Below are 19893 nucleotides of genomic sequence, written 5' to 3' on the forward strand. Positions count from 1 at the left end.
ACAATCAGTGAGGTTAGAAACTAATTTAGTGTAAACTCTAATCTATAACTTTTGTAAACCATGTATATTAACGAACATACTTAGGTCTTCCATAAATAGGCCAATTTTGTGTTATTCTATTCAAGTATGGGACAACTAAAAAAGAAAAGGCCCACGTAATACGTGGACCCCTTCCATATTGAACGAAAAGAATAGCCAAAAATCAATCCATCATCGAGAGGTCCGAAGCCCCCTTGATTTCCGTGGAGACCTCACCGAGCCAGCCCGCATTTTCCTGTACCCCGGAGTACACTTTTATAAAATCGATCCCTTTTAGGGCAACTGGATCCATATTCGCATCTACGGCCCAATCCATTTCCATGGCATTGCCCCCATAGGTCCCATACTCCGCATCATAATTGTCTACATACCCCCATTCCAAGGCAGCTATGGATACAAAACCACTTGAACTTATCGTAGGATACACTCGGGTACCGGTAAAAGTCACTTGCTCCTGCTCCGCTATAAAAAGTGGATAATAATTTTGTGAATGGTAGGAACTGACCAACACGCTTCCGGTGGTATCCCGGTTATCTACCCAGGGTACATCGGCATGTTCCCCCGGATTGGAATAGGTAGTCGCATAATCCAATAAAGTGGTTTCCGCTTCATGGGCACTACCCGCCAATTCGTACCAGGTATCATCGGCCATACCGTTCCCGTTTTCATCAAAGGAAACCTGTACGATCCCGGGTTCCGAGAGTCCGTTCATCGCATTGCCATACACGACAAAATCCTTCGCATCTTCCCTATTTTCAATGGTATGGTCAAAGGTAAATACCACATAACCGCCCCAAGCTCCCAAGGACAGTAGATTGGATTTTCCCCCGACCAGGTTCTCCGCATCTTCCATGGTTCCGTAGCTGTCATTGATAAACTGCCCCGGTGCCGGTTTATATTCGATGATTTCAGAAATATATGCGCTACTACTTTCGGTTTTAGCCCTGTAATAAAGGTCATAAGGGTCATTTACGGTCAGTTGGTACGATCTGTAGAGCGAATCGTTAGCTGCAGTCGCACTGAATTCAAGCGAAAACGTTCCGGCTGTTTCGGTCACATAATCCAGGTTTTTAATGGTCGAGATAACGGTATCGTCCAGTTTCCAGGTATACTCCGTACTCAAGGGGATATTCTGTATTTCAAGATCGATGATCAACGTGTCGCCCAAGGTTTGTTCATATTCGGCCTGATAATCCGTAACGGTAAAAAACATAGGTGCCACAGCATCGTCATCCTCGTCGCTACAGGATGCCAAAAAGAGAATTCCCACAAGGAGGAACAATGATTTAAAGATCAATTTTGGTTGCATTTGAATTGTATAAAGGTTAATTTTTACGATTAACTTTTTATTTACAAAACAAAACAATGGGGATAAGGTCAGAATAGAAGATCTACCCAAAGCTATAACTCCCGAAAGCTCTGTCTCTATGAATTGCGGCAGGTCTTCTGACTCATCCCTCTTTATTAATCCTTCCCATCCCTAAAGACAGTGGTTTATTAATAAGATTTTTTCCGGAAGTACCGGAAGGGATTTACAGCAGCGGGAACTGTTCAGGATTTACACCTGATTCCCTTTTAATACGATTCCTTTAAGAATCCGTAACCGAAAATCAGGGTAAAATTAACATAATTTTTTAAGGAGCACCCTTATTTGACCAAATAATTTAAATGATAATCCCAACCCTGGCATAAGGGATTGGCTATAGGGTTTTTAAGCAAAAAACCGTGTAGGCTAAATTGAAGGAATCGCCAAAACCGTACCTAATCTGGTTTTTCCAAACAATGATACAGCGCACATTCCGTATTCTTTGGGAGCATTCCTTTTGATTTTTACAAGGTGGGTGTTTTTTTCGGCAAGGCAAACACCAAAATCCCCAAAAGTGCAATAACTAATCCTTTAAATATTTTTCCCTTACCTCCATCAATTCTTCTATATTGGGATACCTGTTTACCCGTTTTGTGTTCATTTCGTTCAATACCGCTTTCCTGAAATCGGCATCTTTCAGTTTTTCAAGTGTAACCGTATCTTCTTGATACGCTAAATGGATTTTGAATCGCCTAAAAAATTCGCCTTCCCTTTCCTTGGATACCAATCCATCAAAGTAAGAAACAAGTTGATATGCCTCTATGGGCTTATAAAAAACATATCCATCAAAAGCATCTTCATACGAATAGGACGAAGCTACAGGCCACAGATCTAAATTGTCCTTACCAAAAACGGTTTTTGTAAGATCAAAGCCTACATCTTCGATATTCAGGAACTTAAACGAGGCATCCCATTTTCCGTTCTGTATCATGGCATACGAATAGTCTTTTTCTTTTTTTCTGAAAACCGCTTGATGGATCAAAATATTCGTTGCCCGATCACCGAAATAATCGAAGAGGTATTTTGCCGCATTCTCCTGTATTTCCCCATTATTTCGGGGTACATGTGTTTTAAAAGCATGTCTGTAATTTAAGATAACGAGCGCTTTGTTAGTCCCATCGGGTATTGATCTTTCAAAGGTATTTATGATGTTATAGGCCATTATACTATCCCTTGGCTCAATTTCAAAATCCTGTTCCCTAACATATTCTTCCAAATTATCCACCTTTTTCCAGTCGAACTCGGAATCGGAAGGATAGTAGGAAATCCGATCGTCGGAGCTATTATTGATATCGTAGATAGTCCTCAACAAATAATGATAGTTGTATTTTTCCCATAGGATCCAAAAACTGGAATTGAATTGGAACTCCGCCAGTTTGTTTTCCACATACAGACTGTCCAATCCCTTGGTCTTTAAAAACTCGGTGATTTCGGGTTGTAGGTTTATAACACCGATTTCGGTAAATAAGTTCTTTACATGCTTTTTAAAATAGTCATCCGAGAGGACCTCCTTTATCAGTTCATATTGTGTTATATCGCGATGGTCCCTTTCACAAAGAATCACGATATCATGGTCTTTGAACTGATCGATGATATAATCCTTGGCTGATTTCCTTTCAACATTTTCCAGGTAGTGCACATAAGGTGCTATTTCCACTTTTTGAGCGTTACCATACAGTGTACAAAGAAGCAAAAGAAACATAAAAGTGTATTTCATGGGTTTGGTATCTATGATTTAAATTCGTTCTTGCTTCTTGACCCATGGTATGGATGGGTTGCCAGGTACTATCTTCGATAGTCGCTTATTTAAGCCTTAAGGTCAACTTTTTCAACTCCCCCTCGTCGATGGTTCCGTTTAGGTTCCTGTCTATTAAAAATGCGATGTATAACGCTTTTATTTGGGGGTCGGACATTTTATAATCGGTATCGTCATAGTATAGCGCACGGACATCGAATTCCAACTTTAAAAGCGCTCCGTCATCCGCTAAAAGATTTAATCTTTTTCTATCCTCATTTGCGTAATACGTATAGTGGTGCGCATCATTTCGCAACCTTAATTTATCGTACCCATTGTAAGTGTTTGCGGCCATTCCGGTACCTCCACTAAAATAAGGAACATCGGACATTGACATGCCAACATTCACCTTATCCAATTGCAAGGGGTCTTTAAAAGCCGCTATACGGGCGGTATGTAATTTTTTGTTTTCTGGATCATATCGCTTGTTATAAAACCGAAGGGAAAATACCTTTTTACCAATTTTTACCGTTTCAACGTGTTTATGAACCACGAATTCCTTTCCATCTTGAAAAACGATCAGGTCCGTTGTGGAACTTTCACCCTTTTTTTCGGGATTATTCAAAGCCTTACAGGCATTTAAAAGGACAAGTGAAGCGGTAAAAAAAAGGGCTGGCCTTACTAATTTCATTTTCGGGGTACTTGGATTAGGTGTTTAGGATCGATCATGGGTATAAAATTACGATTTCATGGAATAAATTCCTGTGAAATCAGATCTTTTACGAAGGCTTTTCGGTTTTTGGAATGTCCGGAGGGATATAGCCGGTTTAAGCTACAAGACCACCCACCGTAGCCAGTTAAAAAGCACTACCGACCTTTGTCCCAAGGTTTTGGTTCAGTCGCCCCTTGGCCCGGAATACTTTAGCCCATCAATCCCTTACTTCTTCCCCTACCCATGGATCCCGTTGATTGAATAGGGTATCTGATTGATAAAAATCACGGATTGGTTTATTTGATTATACCCTCCCGCTTATTTGCACTTCTTTTGTCGCCGATTATTTCAAGAAAAAAATTAATCCCAAAAATCAAATCATGAAATCTAAACAAACCTTAAAACCGTTAAAAAGCACATTGCTGCTGACACTTTTATTTTCGGCTTCCCTTTTCATGGGTTGCTCGGATGATACCGATGATACCATTGACACCGAGGATACCGAGGATACCGAAGACACTTCAACCGTAGTCGACAACTCGGATTACACCGTGGGGTTGATCTATAAAACCGACGATGCCTATGATGGATATACCTTGTTGGCCCCAATAAGGAGCACCACGTCTTACTTGATCGATAATTGTGGGGAGGTGGTCCAAAGCTGGCCTTCCGATTATACCCCACAGGTGACCTACTTATTGGAAAATGGCAACTTACTGCATACAGGGACCTTAAGTGCGGTTAACAGCGAGTTTGAACAAGCCGGGGGACAAACAGGCCGTGTCGAACTCATTGATGCCAGTGGATCGGTAATTTGGTACTATCAGGTAAATACCAGTACCACCTTTATGCACCATGATGTGGAATATATTTCATCTACAGGTAATATTATGGTCATGGTCTGGGAAAAGCATAGTGCTGCCGAAGTAACCGCTGCCGGAAGTAGCGAGGCCACGGCATTATGGACGGAAAAAATCATTGAAATCGAACCCGATTATACCACCGGTAGCGGCGGTACCATTGTTTGGGAATGGGACGCTTGGGATCATTTGGTACAGGATGAAAATGCCGACCAGGACAACTATGGGGTCGTGGGAGACAATCCTCAGTTGATCGATATCAACTATAGAAGTGATGATCAGGAATACAGTGCGGATTGGTTGCATTGCAATGGCGTGGACTACAATGCGAGTCTCGACCAAATCGTGATCAGTTGCCGCCTTTTCAATGAGTTTTGGATCATTGACCACTCCACCACTACCGAGGAGGCCGCATCACATGAAGGGGGTACGCAGAATAAAGGTGGGGATATCCTTTACCGTTGGGGAAATCCCGAAAGTTATGATGCCGGGGATGCAAACGATCGTAAGTTGTTTTTACAGCACGATGCCAACTGGATCGATGACAGCTATACCGATGGTGGGCAGATCATGGTGTTCAACAACCAGGCGGGTTACTATGCATCATCCAACTATTCAACGGTAGACGTTGTGGATACCAATGTAAATACAGACGGATCTTATTCCCTTACTGAGGACGGCAACTATTTGCCAACGGACTTTACATGGTCTTATGAGGCAGATACCCCTAGTGATTTCTATTCGGCAAACATTTCGGGGGCACGTCGTCTTCCCAATGGGAATACTTTAATCTGCTCCGGGGCCGAAGGAACCTTATTTGAGGTTACTTATGACGGGGAGTTGGTATGGAAATACATCAACCCCATCGATGAAACCGGAATCCTATCACAATATGATACGCCCAGTAGGTATTATATATTCCGTACCGAGCGCTATAGCACCGATTATGCCGGCTTGGAGGGTTATGATCTAACTCCCCAAGGAACCCTTGAAAGTGGTTCGGATTATACCTGTGAATAAAACAGCGGGGGTAAAAAGAAAAAAACCAAGGACTACCCAAGGCACCTTAGCGGGGTATTAAAACAACATATAAGGTAATTCCCCCAAACCATAAAAAGCCATTGGTCTTTCTTCCCAATGGCTTTTTTACATATCCTATTCAGTGCTCGATGTATTGCCCTTACCATGCACAGCTTTCATGAATACGGTTCAAGTAATGGACAAGCCGATGGATGATAAAAAATCAACCAAAGCCCATTGATTTTCAATGACTTTGTTATCCCTTGGTACAAAGTACTCCGGCAGACCGATCTCCTACTCCTGACCCTACTTATTGATTTGGTAGATAAAAAATGGGTTCCTATCGATAAAATCCATGAGTTCGTTTATTTGATTTTTCGGCTCCGTTCATTTAATCTTTTTTTGTAACCAATTAATAAACAACACAATAGAACCCGAATATTTCAACCATGAAACCCAAGCATCGCTTAAAACCGTTAGTTTGCACGCTTTTACCGGCACTTTTATTTTCGGTTTCCCTTTTCTTGGGTTACGCGGCAAATACCAAAGCTATACCGACCGTAGTCGATAACCTGGATTACACGGCAGGTCAGATCTATAAAACATACGATACCTATGATGGGTATACCATGTCATATCCTTTAAGGAGTACAACGACCTATAAAATTGATATTTATGGCGAAATGGTCCAAAGCCGGCCATGCGATCATATATCAAATGAGGTCTATTTATTGGAACATGGCATCTGAAAGTACTTATTCCTTTATGGAGGACGGCGACTATTTGCCAACGGACTTTATATGGTCCTATGGCGCAAATACCCCGAATGATTTTAATTCGGCAAGCATATCGGGTGTCGGTCGTCTTCCAAACGGGAATACCTAAATGGGTGTAGGAGGAAAAGTTCCTTTCCCGAAGGTTACCTATGTGGGTGGGATGGTATGGAAATATATCGACCCCATGGATAATACCGGGAATTAATCGCAATGATTGGCCCCGTAGCTGGTTTTATGTTCCGAATGGAACGCTAGGGCCTGGATGGTTGGGCCCCAACCCCCCAAGGAACGCTTATGGTGGGTTCTGGTTATGGAGATTTAGCCTCCCAAGGCAATATAGCGGATATTAAAAAAATATGGTAGTCCCCCAAACCATATGAAAAGTCATTGGTCTTCCTTCCCAATGGCTTTTTTTATCTATTACCATCAGTTCTTGATGTCCTGTTTCCAAGGTAAGTTGAGGAATTAGAAACCCGTTTAAATATTTGGGCATAGCCCAACCGCTACCGCTTATTATTTTTATTTTCGAAACAATTACAGTGTAGATGGCGATAAATTCAAACTTGAATCTTGGGTATGAAACGCATGGGTTTCTTACTTTTACCTTATATATCACCATAAGAAATGAAGAAACCGATTTTCACTTGCCTACTATATTTTTTAGCTTTGGCCAGTTGTACCGATACTCCAATAAAAGACGAACTATACAGTATAAATTATGAAACCAAAGCGGAAAGGGTAAATGTTCTAAAAGGGGAAATTACGGCAAAAAGTGATTTCGAAAATGCAGAGTTTCTACTTTATAGTTCGAATGGCTTCACCTTTAACCCAAGTTCTTTGTTTACCCCTGATTATAAGGATTATAAATATGTGGTAAAAGTAAGTCCGGAAGACATTGACAAATGGACAACTGGATTGACCAAAGTAACCCCTTCCGTTGATTTTGAAGTATGGCCCCATAATTTAATTCGAATCAGAAAAGAGGAATGGCAACTGCAAAGTAAACCGGAATACTACACTATGAAAGAAGAAAGTGTTTACGTTTTGGTGTATAGAAAAGAAGGAATCCTTTTTAAAAAGGCGATAACTTTTTAAACCGCAAAGCGGCAAACTTGAAGGGTTATGATCTACCTCCCCAAGGAACCCTTGAAAGTGTTTCGGATTATACCGCTCTCTTAAAACGTTCCAATAGCCATTTGCGCCTACTTTCGGGCTCCTCGGCTGTGCGAAGTCTGTGACTTCGTACCCACACCATATCAAAAGCCATTGGCACTCCTTTCCAATGGGTTTTTACTTTCTTAGGATGACCGAAGACAATTGCCGACCTACACCGTCTCCCTTTTCACAGCGAGATCCTTCCTTGCCGAACAACCTACGCCCTCAATCCTTATCCAAGGTGTATATAATGGGCTCTATGGTACCATCTTCCCGAAAGGTCATTTTTTCGAAACAGGCCGATCGCTTATGAAAAGAGCCATCGTTTACATCGCCCCGATGATAAAAGAAGTACCATTCCCCTTTAAATGCAATAACGGAGGTATGATTGGGGGCCTTTGGGGCATCTGGGGCCAATTCCCCTTTTAAGGTGGCATATTTGGGTAATGGACTATCTGCCATCCAATATTTTGTGACCGGCCCCACCCTGGCTTGAAAATAATATACGCCCTTACGCTTAAAAACATGCACGGCCTCACTTACGGTTTCTTCGGACAATCGCTCCCAGGGACCGTCGAGTTCCACCATATTGTCCTTGAGCTTGGCCCCCATGATATGCCATCCGGGATCGCCGATGTCTACCTTATGGTCGTTGCCATAGATATATGCCTGCCCATCATCATCAACAATCACACAAGGATCGAAGATCGTGGTGATCTTGTCGGTTACGGCCGCTTCCCACGGACCTGTAGGGTTCCTGCTTTTTGCCACGCCGATATGCGTTTTATCATACGGAAAGTAGAAATAGTACCAGCCATCTTTATAAGCTACGTCCGGGGCATTCATTTGCCCATGGGCCCAATCGTATTCCCTTGGTTTGAGTACCACCCCATGGTTCACCCATGTTTTCATATCGGAAGATTCCAAAACCACATAATCCTGCATGGTCTTATAGGACACGGCATCTTCCACGTCCCTTGAACTGTACACATAAACGGTATCGTTAAACACCTCTGCTGCGGGATCCGCCGCATAAACGAATCCGGGATCCGTTTTGTGTAAGATCGGGTTTTGGGCCATGCCATAAAAACCCATCATCACTAAAATGAAAAATATACCTGTTTTGTCCATGCTCATTTTTTAGTTTTTGATTTTTTTGATACCAAACGGCCAACCTTATTATATGAACCCGCAATTTACTCCTTTCCCGAAAATTCCATTGGAGGTCATTAGCGTCACTCCCATTCTATTGTTGCCGTTACCCTGAAAACACCCCCTATTTTTTGAACAAAAACCCTAAAGGGATATGCAGTCTTTCGCTCCATGCATTTTCACTATGGTCCGCTCCAGGGAAAAATCCCGTCATCCAATTCGTTTCGTCATAGCCCTTTTCGGTCATTAAAAGGTCTACTTTCTTTTGAATTTCAGGATATAAACTATCCAAGGTGCGATCACCACAATCGAAATACAGACTATGGTCTTTTGGATTAGGCAGGTTATTTTTCAAATAGTCCAAGAACACATCGGGTACCGGATTGTTTTCTGGGGTAAAGGTCCCAACCCAATGGGTAGACATACACGCTGCGCCTCCGAAAACCTTAGGGTATTCACATATGGCATACATGGAAATCAATCCGCCCATACTACTGCCAGCCACAAAAGTGTTCTCCCTGTCCGTGTATACCGAATACGTTTTATCGATATAGGGCTTTAATTCATTTACGATAAATTTCAAATAATTATCCGACTGTGGACTGAACAGTCCGTTAATACGGATCGATGCCCTTTGTAATTGTGCCGTTACGGTATCTTTTTCGATCTTCGTTAAAGATTCAAATGCCTTTTGCGGAAAATAATCGCTGTGACGGGATTCTCCCCCATTCCAAACACCCACTACAATAAATTCCTTGATCGTGCCTGATGAAAATAAACCGGAGGCCACATCGTCTATGTCCCATGCCTGTTTGTTCCAAGAGCTTTCAGCATCGTAGAGCATTTGTCCGTCGTGCATATACAAAACGGGATATCGCTTTGATTTGGAATACCCTTCCGGCAACCAGATATCAACATTCCGGGAAGTGACATAGGTTGATTTAAAATCCGTGACACGCTCTAGGGTACCGCTAACCACCTTCGGAAGTGGGTTTTGTGCTTTTGCCGTAAGCGTTACGGCCATGATCGATAAAAGGGTTAAAAACTTGCTCATTTTGGGCTATTGACCGTGCGATTGATTTTTAAGGCGTATTCCTTGCTAAGGACCTGCAAGTTCGTCATTTTTGGGAAGAATTCCATGTCCGGAAGTACCCATGATCGGCCAATGAGGTTCTCTTTGTCCTAAAATCCAGGGTTTCGTGCGAATGTCCCGCTTTATCGACCATCAGTATTCCTTATAAACCACGCCGTCTTTCATGACGAAAACCACCTGCTTCATCGTTCCGATATCCTCGATGGGATTGCCTTGAACGGCGATGATATCGGCCAAAAACCCTTCTTTTATGTTCCCCAGTCCATTCAAATGGAACATCTTGGCATTCCCTGAAGTAGCCGATTTCAAAACGTCTAGGGGACGCATGCCATAGTCGACCATCAGTTCCATTTCCCGATAATTTTCCCCGTGGGTAAAAACACCTACGTCCCCGCCAAAAACGACCTGTACGCCGGAATCCAACGCCGCTTTAAAGGATTTACGCTTTTTTTGGATCCGTTCGGGTTCGGGTTCGGTGGCCTTGTTCCACCCCTTGTATTGGGTAATGGCATCCCCAGCGGCCAAGGTGGGGCAAAAACCGATTCCTTTGTCTTTCATCATTTTAAAGATTTCCAAGGTTCCCCCATCGCCATGTTCAATGGTTTCCACACCGCCCAGGATGGCCCGTTTCATCCCCTCTGGGGTACTCGCATGGGCCACAACGTATTTCCCCGCACTTTTTGCCGTGGCCACCATGGCATCGATTTCCTGCTGAAGAAAAGTAGGTTGGGCATCCGCACCGGGGGTCCACCGATAATCGGCATATATCTTGATCAGATCTACACCGTTCCCCAGTTGCCTACGAACGGTTTCGATACATTGGTCGGTACCACTTGCCGGTTCGGCCCCCAAAGGAACGGTAACGCCGTCATGGAACCCTTTTGGTCCGTACGCCCCAGTGGCGACAATGGCCGGGCCCGCAACCAAAAGCCGTGGACCATCGATAAGGCCGTCCGTTAGGGTCTTTTTTAAATAAACATCGGTATAACCGGCCCCTTCGGCACCCAAATCCCGCATGGTGGTGATGCCTGCCATGAGCGATTTTTTGACATGTACCGATCCCCTGATCGCCCGTTCTACGGGCGATTCCTTCAACACCTGATCATTCCATTCCGTTTCGTTGTAAGGGTGCAACAGAACATGCGAATGCCCTTCGATGATCCCCGGCATCAGCGTGGTCCCCGATAAGTCGATATAAGTCGCATTGTGCGGTAATTTCACGGCCCTGGCATTTCCTGCATAGGTAATGGTTTGGCCTTCCACCACCACGACCCAATTAGTGTGTAATGCCGTGCCGTCGAAAACACGGTCGGGTCGTAATACCAGTTGTGCATACAGGTTTCCAAAGGTAGAAAGGAAAAGGAAGAGGTAGAACCAGATTTTCATGTGTCAAATGCTTGTTTTTGGTATGGGATAAACCAAGGGTTACAACCCCTAATGTAACAAACAAATCACAGATAGAAAAACCGCTTTATTGTAGTAAACAGCGCCTCTAGGAAGTACCTATGGCCTACCTCCTATTTGAGCCCGGATTTTGCAATTGTTTGTGCGACCCATCACAATTCGGTTTGCGTTTGGACAGTCCGCAAGTACAATCGGTCAACCCATAACCATCGATAATACGTTCACTGTTCCTTACGATCCGGGAGGACCGGGTTTTCGATTGCTTGGGTTGGGCAAAATGCAAAAGATACCCTTTTTGTCGTCCTGGGGTCAATGCTTTAAAGGCCTTTTCAAATTCCGGCTCCTCCCTGAACCTATGTACCAATTCCTCGGGTAATTCATAATCGACCGTTTTTTTCATGGCCACTTTGCGTCCGGATTTTTCGATTTCGATGGCCTCCATGATATATGCTTTCAGGGTCGTTTCGAGTGCCTCGATCCCCTGCAGGTCCGTAAAGCGCATTTGCCGTGCCGCTTGGGTATTTTTCGTTTGCTGCACCAGAATGTCCAACGGATCTTTCAACAAAGCCCCTTTGGGGAACAAGACCGCACAATAGCCCTTGAATTCGTGCAACAGTACAATGTTCTTCCCATGGGCCGTATAGCAAGGGTGCATCCATTTGTATTCCTCGTACAGCCCGCACTCAAGAACGATCGTTCGTAGCCGGGTCATTTCGGCCTTCCATCGGGTAAGACCAATTAGGTATTCGGTAACGGCTTCGTGCATCGCTCGCTTGTTCTGTAGTTTTTGTGTGTGGTAACGAAGTCACCTACTCCCCAAAATGGGGTTATGGCATCAAGGCATGATCCTTTGTCAAATATTCCAAATGTCTTTGGTCGGTTCCGCAACAGCCCCCCAATATCCTTATCCCGAATTCACGGTTCAACCGTAACATTTCGTCTCCCCAATCGGCAACATCGTCTACATGTAGGCAATCCGAATTTTCCAGATCACAGTGATCCAAAGAAGAAGCATTCGCTAAATACGCGATCAATCTATCGAATACTCCTTTGGGCTGCCTATCGGCACATAAGAAGGAAGGATGCGCACAATTGACCGCATAACCCAGGGGAACCTTACTCACCTGCGTATCGATCAAGGTTATGGCGTCCCCTATATCGGTACCGTCCAAAATTTTCCCGTTTCTCGAGATTACGAAACTTATGATATAATCAAGGTTTAGTTTCGCTGCGGCACAGGCTATTCCCAATGCCTCTTGCACATTGGGGATCGTTTCGGCGATGATGAAATCGACCCCGCCTTTTTGTAATTCCGATAGTTGCCAAGCATGGAATTCCTCGGCCTCTTCTTTTGAAAGTCCGGCACTTGGGGTGTAACAATCATTTTTGGGGCCCACGGTGCCGCCGATCATGATCTTAGTACCGAAATTCCCGGCTTCTTCCCGTAGTTTTTCCATAAACCGTACGGCATCGCGGTTGACCGACTCCTGTATCCCCGACTTTCGCACATTGGCTTTATTGGCCCGCCACGTAGGGGTGCACATGATGTAGGGTATATCTTTTTTTTGGGCGACGTTAAGGTAGGCCTTGAATATGGAAGCGAGTTCTTTGGATCCTTCCGTATCGTAGATCAAAGGGGCATGGATAAGCTCGGGGTGAAAGGATACCTTCCCGTCACGACGGAGTATCTCGATGACCGCCCCCTCCATCAAAATAAAGTCGTGGGCAGCAATGGGGTCTTTAATTGGGTATATCATGGTCTTTGGTTCTCGATGTTACTACTCCTTCAACCGTGCACGATCATGATGCCGGTACTGTCGGGGCAACCGTCTTGTATTCAAGGGCGGCTTTGCAGCCATTTTTTGGCCTTGACCAAATTGGGGAATATCTTAATTGACATGCCCAGACGGCTCAAGGTATCGATCGTATAGTAATTAATGTTCTTGACAGGCCATACCACCGCGTAGTGTGTTCCTACATTCAGGTATTTATTCGCAGCAATTACCAATTCATATCTAATTTCATAGGAAAGATGGGAATTCTGCAATAAAGAGCCGTTTATGATTACTTGGCGCTCAACTTCGGAACCTATTTTTTTCAACAATTCCCTAAAAGGTTCCAAGGCAAATTGCCCGCTTATATCAACCAAAAGAAGTTCTGTTCCTTTCGTAAATTTATAATCCATGTTACTTATATTGTTCCCAATAATAGCTTTATAGTTATACCAGAACTGTCACTTATGGCATTTTAAAAGGTTGAAATTAATCATTTTTATCGAATTTCATACGGCTTAACAACTTATTAACGCTAGAACATGCTGAATGATTTTAAAGATAATTCCGACACAAAAAAGTAATTTTTACCTACTTCAAGATAGGGAACAAGCCTGTCACAGGCAAACAGACGTAATGCTTCGACTGTGCAAAGCACAGGGCTTTGACAGCGATCGGCACAGGATGCCCTCACGCACAGGAAAGTCATCCAAGCTGCTCCCTACACAAAATAAGGCAAACACTATGGATGGCATACCCGACAATTTTTCAGATCCATGTACGGATTTGAGTTTGTATCCGGTTACAACAATGGTAAATGTTGTCTCGTTCCCATAAGGCTATGGTGTCCAAGCTTTGGAACTGAAATAAATAGCTATTCTTCGGTTTCCATAAGCTCCAATCCCTGATTGATCCCTTTTTCCATGGCAGGTACCCCTCTTTGCATCCAAACGGGTTTTGCCGCTCCTTTTAAATAATGATCGAAGAACTGTGCCATGCGGATATTGAAATCGTTTCGGTTTTGCTGTTTTAACGGCCAATGCGGTTCTCCGTTGTAATTTAGGAACCATGAAGGTTTTCCCAAACGACGAAGACTCACGAAAAATTCGATGCCTTGATACCAAGGTACATGTCCGTCCGCATCATTATGCATGATCAACAGCGGGGTATTTATCTTGTCTATATTGAAGATGGGGGAGTTTTCGATATACCGCGCAGGGTATTCCCAAGGCGTACCCCCGATCCTACTTTGTGTATGCTCGTATTGAAACTGGCGACTAAGACCCGTCCACCAGCGAATTCCGCCATAGGCGCTGATCATATTGGGTACGGGTGCCCCGGATTCCGCAGCCTTGAAAATATCGGTCTTGGTAACGAGATAAGCAATTTGGTACCCTCCCCAACTGTGCCCTTGCACTCCGATATTATCCCTATCGACAAAACCTTTTTCGATCAAGGAAGTAACACCCGGAATCACACAATTGTAGGCACTCTCACCCGGGTAACCCACACGATATTCGATATCGGGATTAAAGATCACATACCCACGACTCGTATAAAAACTATAGTTGATCGATGATCTTTCGGCCCTTGGTGCCCTATGGCGATATAAGTTGTCGGAATTGCGTTCGTAAAAGTTCACGAGCAACGGATACTTCTTCTTGGGGTCAAAATTTTCAGGTTTTACCAATAGCCCCTTTAGGGCCTTACCATCGAGTGAGGTAAAATCAACCAACTCGATCGTACCCCAATTGTAGTCTTTTTGCTGTGGGTTGGCATTGCTCAGTATGGTGGTCTTTTTAAAACCCATGTCGCTCGTATGCAGATCGGGGAACACTTCAAACGATTCTTTTGTAAACAGCAATTGATCGCTCAATTTCGCTTTTTTTGCATTCGCATAACGAAAGGGTCCCGAAATCAAGGAAACCAGCTTTTTGCTCTTAGGGGCAAATGAGGCATACCCCGAGTATTTGGTTTCCTCATTGAACGTGCTCAATAGCCATTTTCCTTTCGGATCCAAGAAGCGTTCCTCTTCGTCAAGTTGCACGTATCGGTATCTCGTTTTGGTTTCACGGCCTTTGGTCAATCGGGTTCCCGAACCTGATTTGGGATCGAATTCCCAGAGGTCATAGCGGTCGTACAAAATAATCGAAGCGTCATTTTCGGTAAAACCGGCCACCCCATAAGGCGATGGAAATTTGGGGGAATCGTTCAATTCATCATAAAAGGCCTTCCCCTTGGTCAAAGTCGTGTAGGCTTTTGAATCGATGTCATACGTAAACCAGGTACTGTCGATGGCATTGTAGCCAAAGGTGTATTTTGCCTTGGGACTCAATCGCATACGGGGCGACTGTTTTACTTCCATCCTGGTCTCGCCTGTTGCGGTGTTGATGACGGCATAGTCATTTTCACGATAGCCCTTCCATTGACTTTCCAATTCGTAGGGTAGCGTTGTGCCAACGAGCGTATAGGTGGCATTGCCCTCATCACCAAGCTCACTGTTCGGATAGTCGGACGTTGCCAACGGCACCAACTTTTTATCTTTGAGATGAACAGCGGTTTGGAACGATCGTATGGTATCGTTTTTCAACTGCAGCTCTTGAACCGTGTAGAGCCTTGGCTCATCGTAGGTCCATACCTCAACGTTTACGATTTCTTCATCGGTAAGGGTGGTGTCTTTGACAATCGGGGGTTTCCGCAACCCGAAAAACAGTTTTGATTCGTCTTCGGAGAAACTCACTTTACCATCAGAGGAGACCAGATACCCCTTGGGCGCGGATTCGGAATCGACCAGTTTTTCGGCCCTGTTTTTTCCTGCTTCCCATAGGTACAAAGCATTGGGCCTTACCTGGATCTTGGTCGTATCGGTATCGACTGTAAAACCTAGATATTTACCCGAATCACTGAATTGCAGTTGATCGTATTTCGCTTTTTGGGCACTGTGGATGTTGCTGTTTTCCCCATTTTCAAGATTGATGACATAGGCACCTGCATCGGCCTCTTTATCGGCTCCGGTAGACGTATAGGCAAACCATTTCCCTTTTTTTGCAAAGGTGAAATGGGTCACGAATTTCAACGTATCCTCTTTTTGGGTATCCAGATTAAGCAATACCACATGATAGCCGGTTTTCTTACCGACTTTTTTGGATTTCTTTTTCTTTTCCTTTTTTTCAGGGACGGAATCTTTTTCTTCCTCCCCATCGTCATCCTGCTCCTTTTTCTTGGTTATCTCCTCCAATTGATACGCCACATAACCCGACCATTCTTCGGGAAATTTATACGATTTTACGTTCCCGATTTTGGTCAAACCATTTGTTTTCAGATCCAGGATACCCAGGGTGTCCTTGGGAAGATCCTTCTTTTTTGTTTTTCTGCTCTTCATGGCGATTACGCTGTCTTTCCAAGCTTCAATGGTGAACAGCACATAATGGGAATCATAGGTGAACTTTCCTTTTGAACTTCGCTCATGTTCAAATACGGTCTTGCCTTTGGTATCCTTCACTTTGAGGAAATTATCCTTTTCCCCTTTTTCCAGAGAAAACAGGACATGGGATCCATCCGGTGCCATCGTTGGGCCTTTGATCGTATTCCATAAGGCGTAATCGGAATGGTCCAATGCCTTTTTTTGGGCAAAAACGGAAACGGAAATAAGCAATAGGAATAGTGGTACAAGTCTTTTCATCTTTTGGGTTTAGTTGGCAAACCCAAATATAGGAATAATGGAAAAACAAGCTTGGAGGGCAACCCAAAATGATCACATTTTTGTGCCATTCTTATTTAGGAAGGGTTAATAGGGATGACCATGGAAATTTTTCGGGGGTTCACTACGATTTTGGGAAAATTGGTCCAAAGGGTTGCGCTTTTTGGAGTACCATGGCCGGGAACGAACCGGCCCAAGGTAGCTTGACTTCGCTCAGTACAGGCTGCTCGTGCTTGCGGATATTAGTCTACTGGGAAGTCATTCGGCTGTGCGAAGTTTGCAACTTCACACCAAACCATTACGCTGGGCTATTTTACTCTTGTCACTTACTCTCGTACTTGCGCAATACGCGACGAAGTCACGGACTTCGCAGATCGGGATTCTTTAAAATCCCAGGGAATTTTGCTTTCTGAAGAGAGGATGCATTTTTTTCATGCTATTCTGACTTTAAATGAGCGTCAAGTAGTGTCGATAGTTCAATGGATTGATTTTCCTATAAATTCACATTAATGGTATACAGCGCAATCAAATAGCTAATGAAAGCTATTACCGCCACTACATACGGTTTAAATGTTCTATTATTCTTTTTATCCCAAATTATTAAACCGAGAAGAATACCAATGACAGCCACATATGGGATATGGAAAGAACCTAAACCCTCCCATCCCAATAAAATAAAGATAATCCTACCTAATGTCGGTCCAATAAAAATCAATGCAATGGCTATCATATATCGCATGTGAATAGCAACTTTGTTCTTATGTTTTATGGCAAGGGTATAGAACAATACCAAGAGTACAATGTCAAAACCGGCGTTTAGTGGAATAAGGTTCTTCCCGTATTCCTTAATCATTTGTGGTATAAAAGAAAGTATTAAAGCGAAAAAAACGACATAGGAAATTTTTCCAAAAAAACGATGTAGTTTAAAATTCCTATATCTAATCAGTAACGGCTGGGTGATTAAAAGTGTAATCCAAATGGAAGCTACCAATGCATGAAGGTGCGTATACAAATCCACTGTTCCTTCAAATTCCGGTGACAAGACAAAATACGTTTTATAAAACCCTAAAAATGTTAATGGTATGAACAGTAAAAAAATATATCCAACATTTCTATACGCTTTTTCCATAACACTTGATTGTTCCTTAAAACCCTATCATTATTTAAAAGACCGCCAACTACCTCATAATCGCACAAATACGCCCTTAATCTACCTCTTAAGGTACAAAAAGTTTATTATAATCGGCTGTGTGAAGTTTGCAACTACGCACCATACCATTACGCTGGGCTATTTCACTCATGTCACGAAGTCACGGACTTCGCAGAGTGGGACACGAGCGTGACACTCGCGCCAGCGGGGATCTTTTTTAGGTTTTCTTTGGGGGCAAAAAACGGTCTTCCTGATCCTCCATCCATTTTAAGAGAACGTTTTTAAGTTCGTTCAGTTTAGGATCAAGTTCGGGCTTGTTTACAAGGTTGTTCATTTCCTCTGGGTCTTCATTGAGGTCATAGAGTTCGAACTCGGGATGTTTTCTATACCGTTGTACGATGTTGCCCGCATCTTGATCATACCCGGCTTTGGCAAGCCAGGAAAGATACATTTTACGTACATGACGGTCTTCCATTTTATCTACATAACCATAATCAAATCCGTTTATGACACGAATGGCATACAGACTATCGGGTGATCGGTTCCAGATCAATTTAAACCGCCCATCAGTTACCGCCCTCATTTTATATTCCGGACCCTCTTTCTTATTGTTATATAAGAAATAAGCATATTCCCGGTGTGTTGTTGCATTTTCCCTTATGATCGGCAGTAAACTCTTTCCGTCCAGATTTGAAGGGACATCCCCGCCCGCAGCATCGATCAATGTCGGTAAGATATCGCAATACTGTGTTATGGCCGTTGTTACCCTTTTCGTGTTATCGCGATTTGGCCATTTCATGATACAGGCAGACCTCACCCCCATGTCATAGGTAGTCCATTTACTTCCTGGCATACCGGCACCATTTTCATCCAAGACGATAAGTGCCGTATTGGAATCCAGATCGTTCTTTTCAAGAAGCTTTCTGGCCTTACCTACCTGTTGATCAAAAAGCCGTATTTCTGCCAAGTATTCGGTAAAATACTCCCGTGTTTCTTTGGTATCGACAAAATTTTCAGGGAGCACCACCGTGTTTGGATCCCAAAAGGAACTGTCACCGGCATTCCACGGGGCGTGGGCATGTACTGAACAAATGATCAAACAAAACGGTTGATTTTTATCCCGATTCATGAACTCCTCAACCCCATCCCAGCGCTCAGGAGGTGTTCCGTTATAATTGGCATTTTTGGAAAAACCGTCTATAAACTCAAAAGGGTATACCGATGCCGGACTAAAGTGCCTTTTACCCGTTAATCCCACCCGATAACCCAATGAACTTAAATGTTGGACAATGCTCAGGGTCCCTTTTTTAGTTGCCGCGTGATTAAAGTTACACCCATTGCTGTTGGGCGTTAACCCAGTATATAATTCAGCCCTTGTAGGAGCACAAATAGCTTCCGATACGAACATGTTTTTAAACAAAATACCTTCATTGGCCAACTTGTCGATATGGGGTGTCGTATTTGGGTTTTCAGACCCATAACATCCGATATTTTTGGCACTTATGTCATCCCCAAGGAGAATCAAAAAATTAGGTTGTTGTGTTTGTCCAAATAGTTCACTGCTATTCAATAAACTAATGCACAAAAGAATGATGAGGCTCGGTCCGTATCTTTTCATTGTATCTTATTGTAGGCTAACTTGTAGCTATCGCTCTAAAGTACATCGTTTACCTGCCTAAAAAAAGCAAATCACCGTTTTAACGGCATCTTATTGCATTTTCAGGCAATGCGCCATAAGAAAGTGTTTATAACCGCTTTAGCCTTCCCGGTAGTGAATTTGGCATACCCTTCCGTTGTGATACTCGGCTGTGCGAAGTTTGCAACTTCGCCCCATATCATTAAGCGCTACGAAGTCACAGACTTCGCAGCGCTGGTATTAAAGCACGAGCGTGACGCTCGCGCCAGCGGGGTTAATTATTGATTAACGATAATGATTAGGCTTCAATACATAACATTTAA

Annotated in this window: 15 protein-coding genes and 1 riboswitch; of the genes, 3 read left to right on the forward strand and 12 right to left on the reverse strand. The window is 43.5% G+C overall.

Annotated features, from left to right (window positions below):
• Positions 1-202: 202 nt before the first annotated feature.
• The 3 genes from PHU20_RS15695 to PHU20_RS15705 form a co-directional block, all read right to left on the reverse strand.
• Positions 203-1348 carry a hypothetical protein gene (locus tag PHU20_RS15695; RefSeq protein WP_274826351.1) on the reverse strand — a complete coding sequence of 382 codons (1146 nt, stop codon included), beginning with the start codon at positions 1346-1348 and terminating at the stop codon, positions 203-205.
• 110 nt (positions 1349-1458) lie between these two features.
• Positions 1459-1662: riboswitch (cobalamin riboswitch) on the reverse strand.
• Between the two features lie 266 nt (positions 1663-1928).
• Positions 1929-3122 (reverse strand): hypothetical protein, encoded by a 1194-nt coding sequence (locus tag PHU20_RS15700; RefSeq protein ID WP_274826352.1) that lies wholly within the window; start codon positions 3120-3122, stop codon positions 1929-1931.
• A gap of 85 nt (positions 3123-3207) precedes the next feature.
• On the reverse strand, positions 3208-3831 hold the full coding sequence (locus tag PHU20_RS15705; protein WP_274826353.1) for a hypothetical protein: 624 nt from the start codon (positions 3829-3831) through the stop codon (positions 3208-3210).
• Between the two features lie 401 nt (positions 3832-4232).
• Between PHU20_RS15705 and PHU20_RS15710 the strand changes: the two genes are divergently transcribed.
• The 3 genes from PHU20_RS15710 (at position 4233) to PHU20_RS15720 (ending at position 7603) form a co-directional block, all read left to right on the forward strand.
• A complete protein-coding gene (locus PHU20_RS15710; protein WP_274826354.1) occupies positions 4233-5732 on the forward strand; it encodes an aryl-sulfate sulfotransferase in 1500 nt (499 codons plus the stop codon).
• 675 nt (positions 5733-6407) lie between these two features.
• A complete protein-coding gene (locus PHU20_RS15715) occupies positions 6408-6617 on the forward strand; it encodes a hypothetical protein (protein WP_274826355.1) in 210 nt (69 codons plus the stop codon).
• 515 nt (positions 6618-7132) lie between these two features.
• Positions 7133-7603, forward strand: a complete 471-nt coding sequence (locus tag PHU20_RS15720; RefSeq protein WP_274826356.1) for a hypothetical protein — start codon at positions 7133-7135, stop codon at positions 7601-7603.
• 285 nt (positions 7604-7888) lie between these two features.
• Here PHU20_RS15720 and PHU20_RS15725 read toward each other — a convergent pair whose 3' ends face one another.
• From PHU20_RS15725 to PHU20_RS15765, 9 genes are all read right to left on the reverse strand, one after another.
• Complete coding sequence (locus PHU20_RS15725; RefSeq protein WP_274826357.1) at positions 7889-8800, reverse strand: family 43 glycosylhydrolase; 912 nt, start codon at positions 8798-8800, stop codon at positions 7889-7891.
• A 139-nt stretch (positions 8801-8939) separates the two neighbouring features.
• A complete protein-coding gene (locus PHU20_RS15730; RefSeq protein WP_274826358.1) occupies positions 8940-9869 on the reverse strand; it encodes an alpha/beta hydrolase in 930 nt (309 codons plus the stop codon).
• Between the two features lie 171 nt (positions 9870-10040).
• Positions 10041-11294, reverse strand: a complete 1254-nt coding sequence (locus PHU20_RS15735) for a metal-dependent hydrolase family protein (RefSeq protein ID WP_274826359.1) — start codon at positions 11292-11294, stop codon at positions 10041-10043.
• A gap of 124 nt (positions 11295-11418) precedes the next feature.
• On the reverse strand, positions 11419-12078 hold the full coding sequence (locus PHU20_RS15740; RefSeq protein WP_274826360.1) for a DUF1801 domain-containing protein: 660 nt from the start codon (positions 12076-12078) through the stop codon (positions 11419-11421).
• A gap of 61 nt (positions 12079-12139) precedes the next feature.
• Positions 12140-13069: a homocysteine S-methyltransferase family protein gene (locus tag PHU20_RS15745; RefSeq protein ID WP_274826361.1), complete on the reverse strand. Its 930-nt coding sequence runs from the start codon at positions 13067-13069 to the stop codon at positions 12140-12142.
• An 80-nt stretch (positions 13070-13149) separates the two neighbouring features.
• The gene (locus tag PHU20_RS15750) at positions 13150-13497 is read right to left on the reverse strand and encodes a hypothetical protein (protein WP_274826362.1); all 348 of its coding nucleotides are present in this window, start codon (positions 13495-13497) and stop codon (positions 13150-13152) included.
• Positions 13498-13958: 461 nt separating this feature from the next.
• Complete coding sequence (locus PHU20_RS15755) at positions 13959-16766, reverse strand: alpha/beta hydrolase family protein (RefSeq protein ID WP_274826363.1); 2808 nt, start codon at positions 16764-16766, stop codon at positions 13959-13961.
• Positions 16767-17277: 511 nt separating this feature from the next.
• Positions 17278-17637, reverse strand: coding sequence for a hypothetical protein (locus tag PHU20_RS15760; RefSeq protein WP_274826364.1), 360 nt, complete (start codon positions 17635-17637; stop codon positions 17278-17280).
• A 514-nt stretch (positions 17638-18151) separates the two neighbouring features.
• Positions 18152-19552 (reverse strand): sulfatase family protein, encoded by a 1401-nt coding sequence (locus PHU20_RS15765; protein ID WP_274826365.1) that lies wholly within the window; start codon positions 19550-19552, stop codon positions 18152-18154.
• Between the last annotated feature and the right edge of the window lie 341 nt (positions 19553-19893).

Source organism: Maribacter polysaccharolyticus (assembly GCF_028882255.1).
GTDB classification, from domain to species: domain Bacteria; phylum Bacteroidota; class Bacteroidia; order Flavobacteriales; family Flavobacteriaceae; genus Maribacter_A; species Maribacter_A polysaccharolyticus.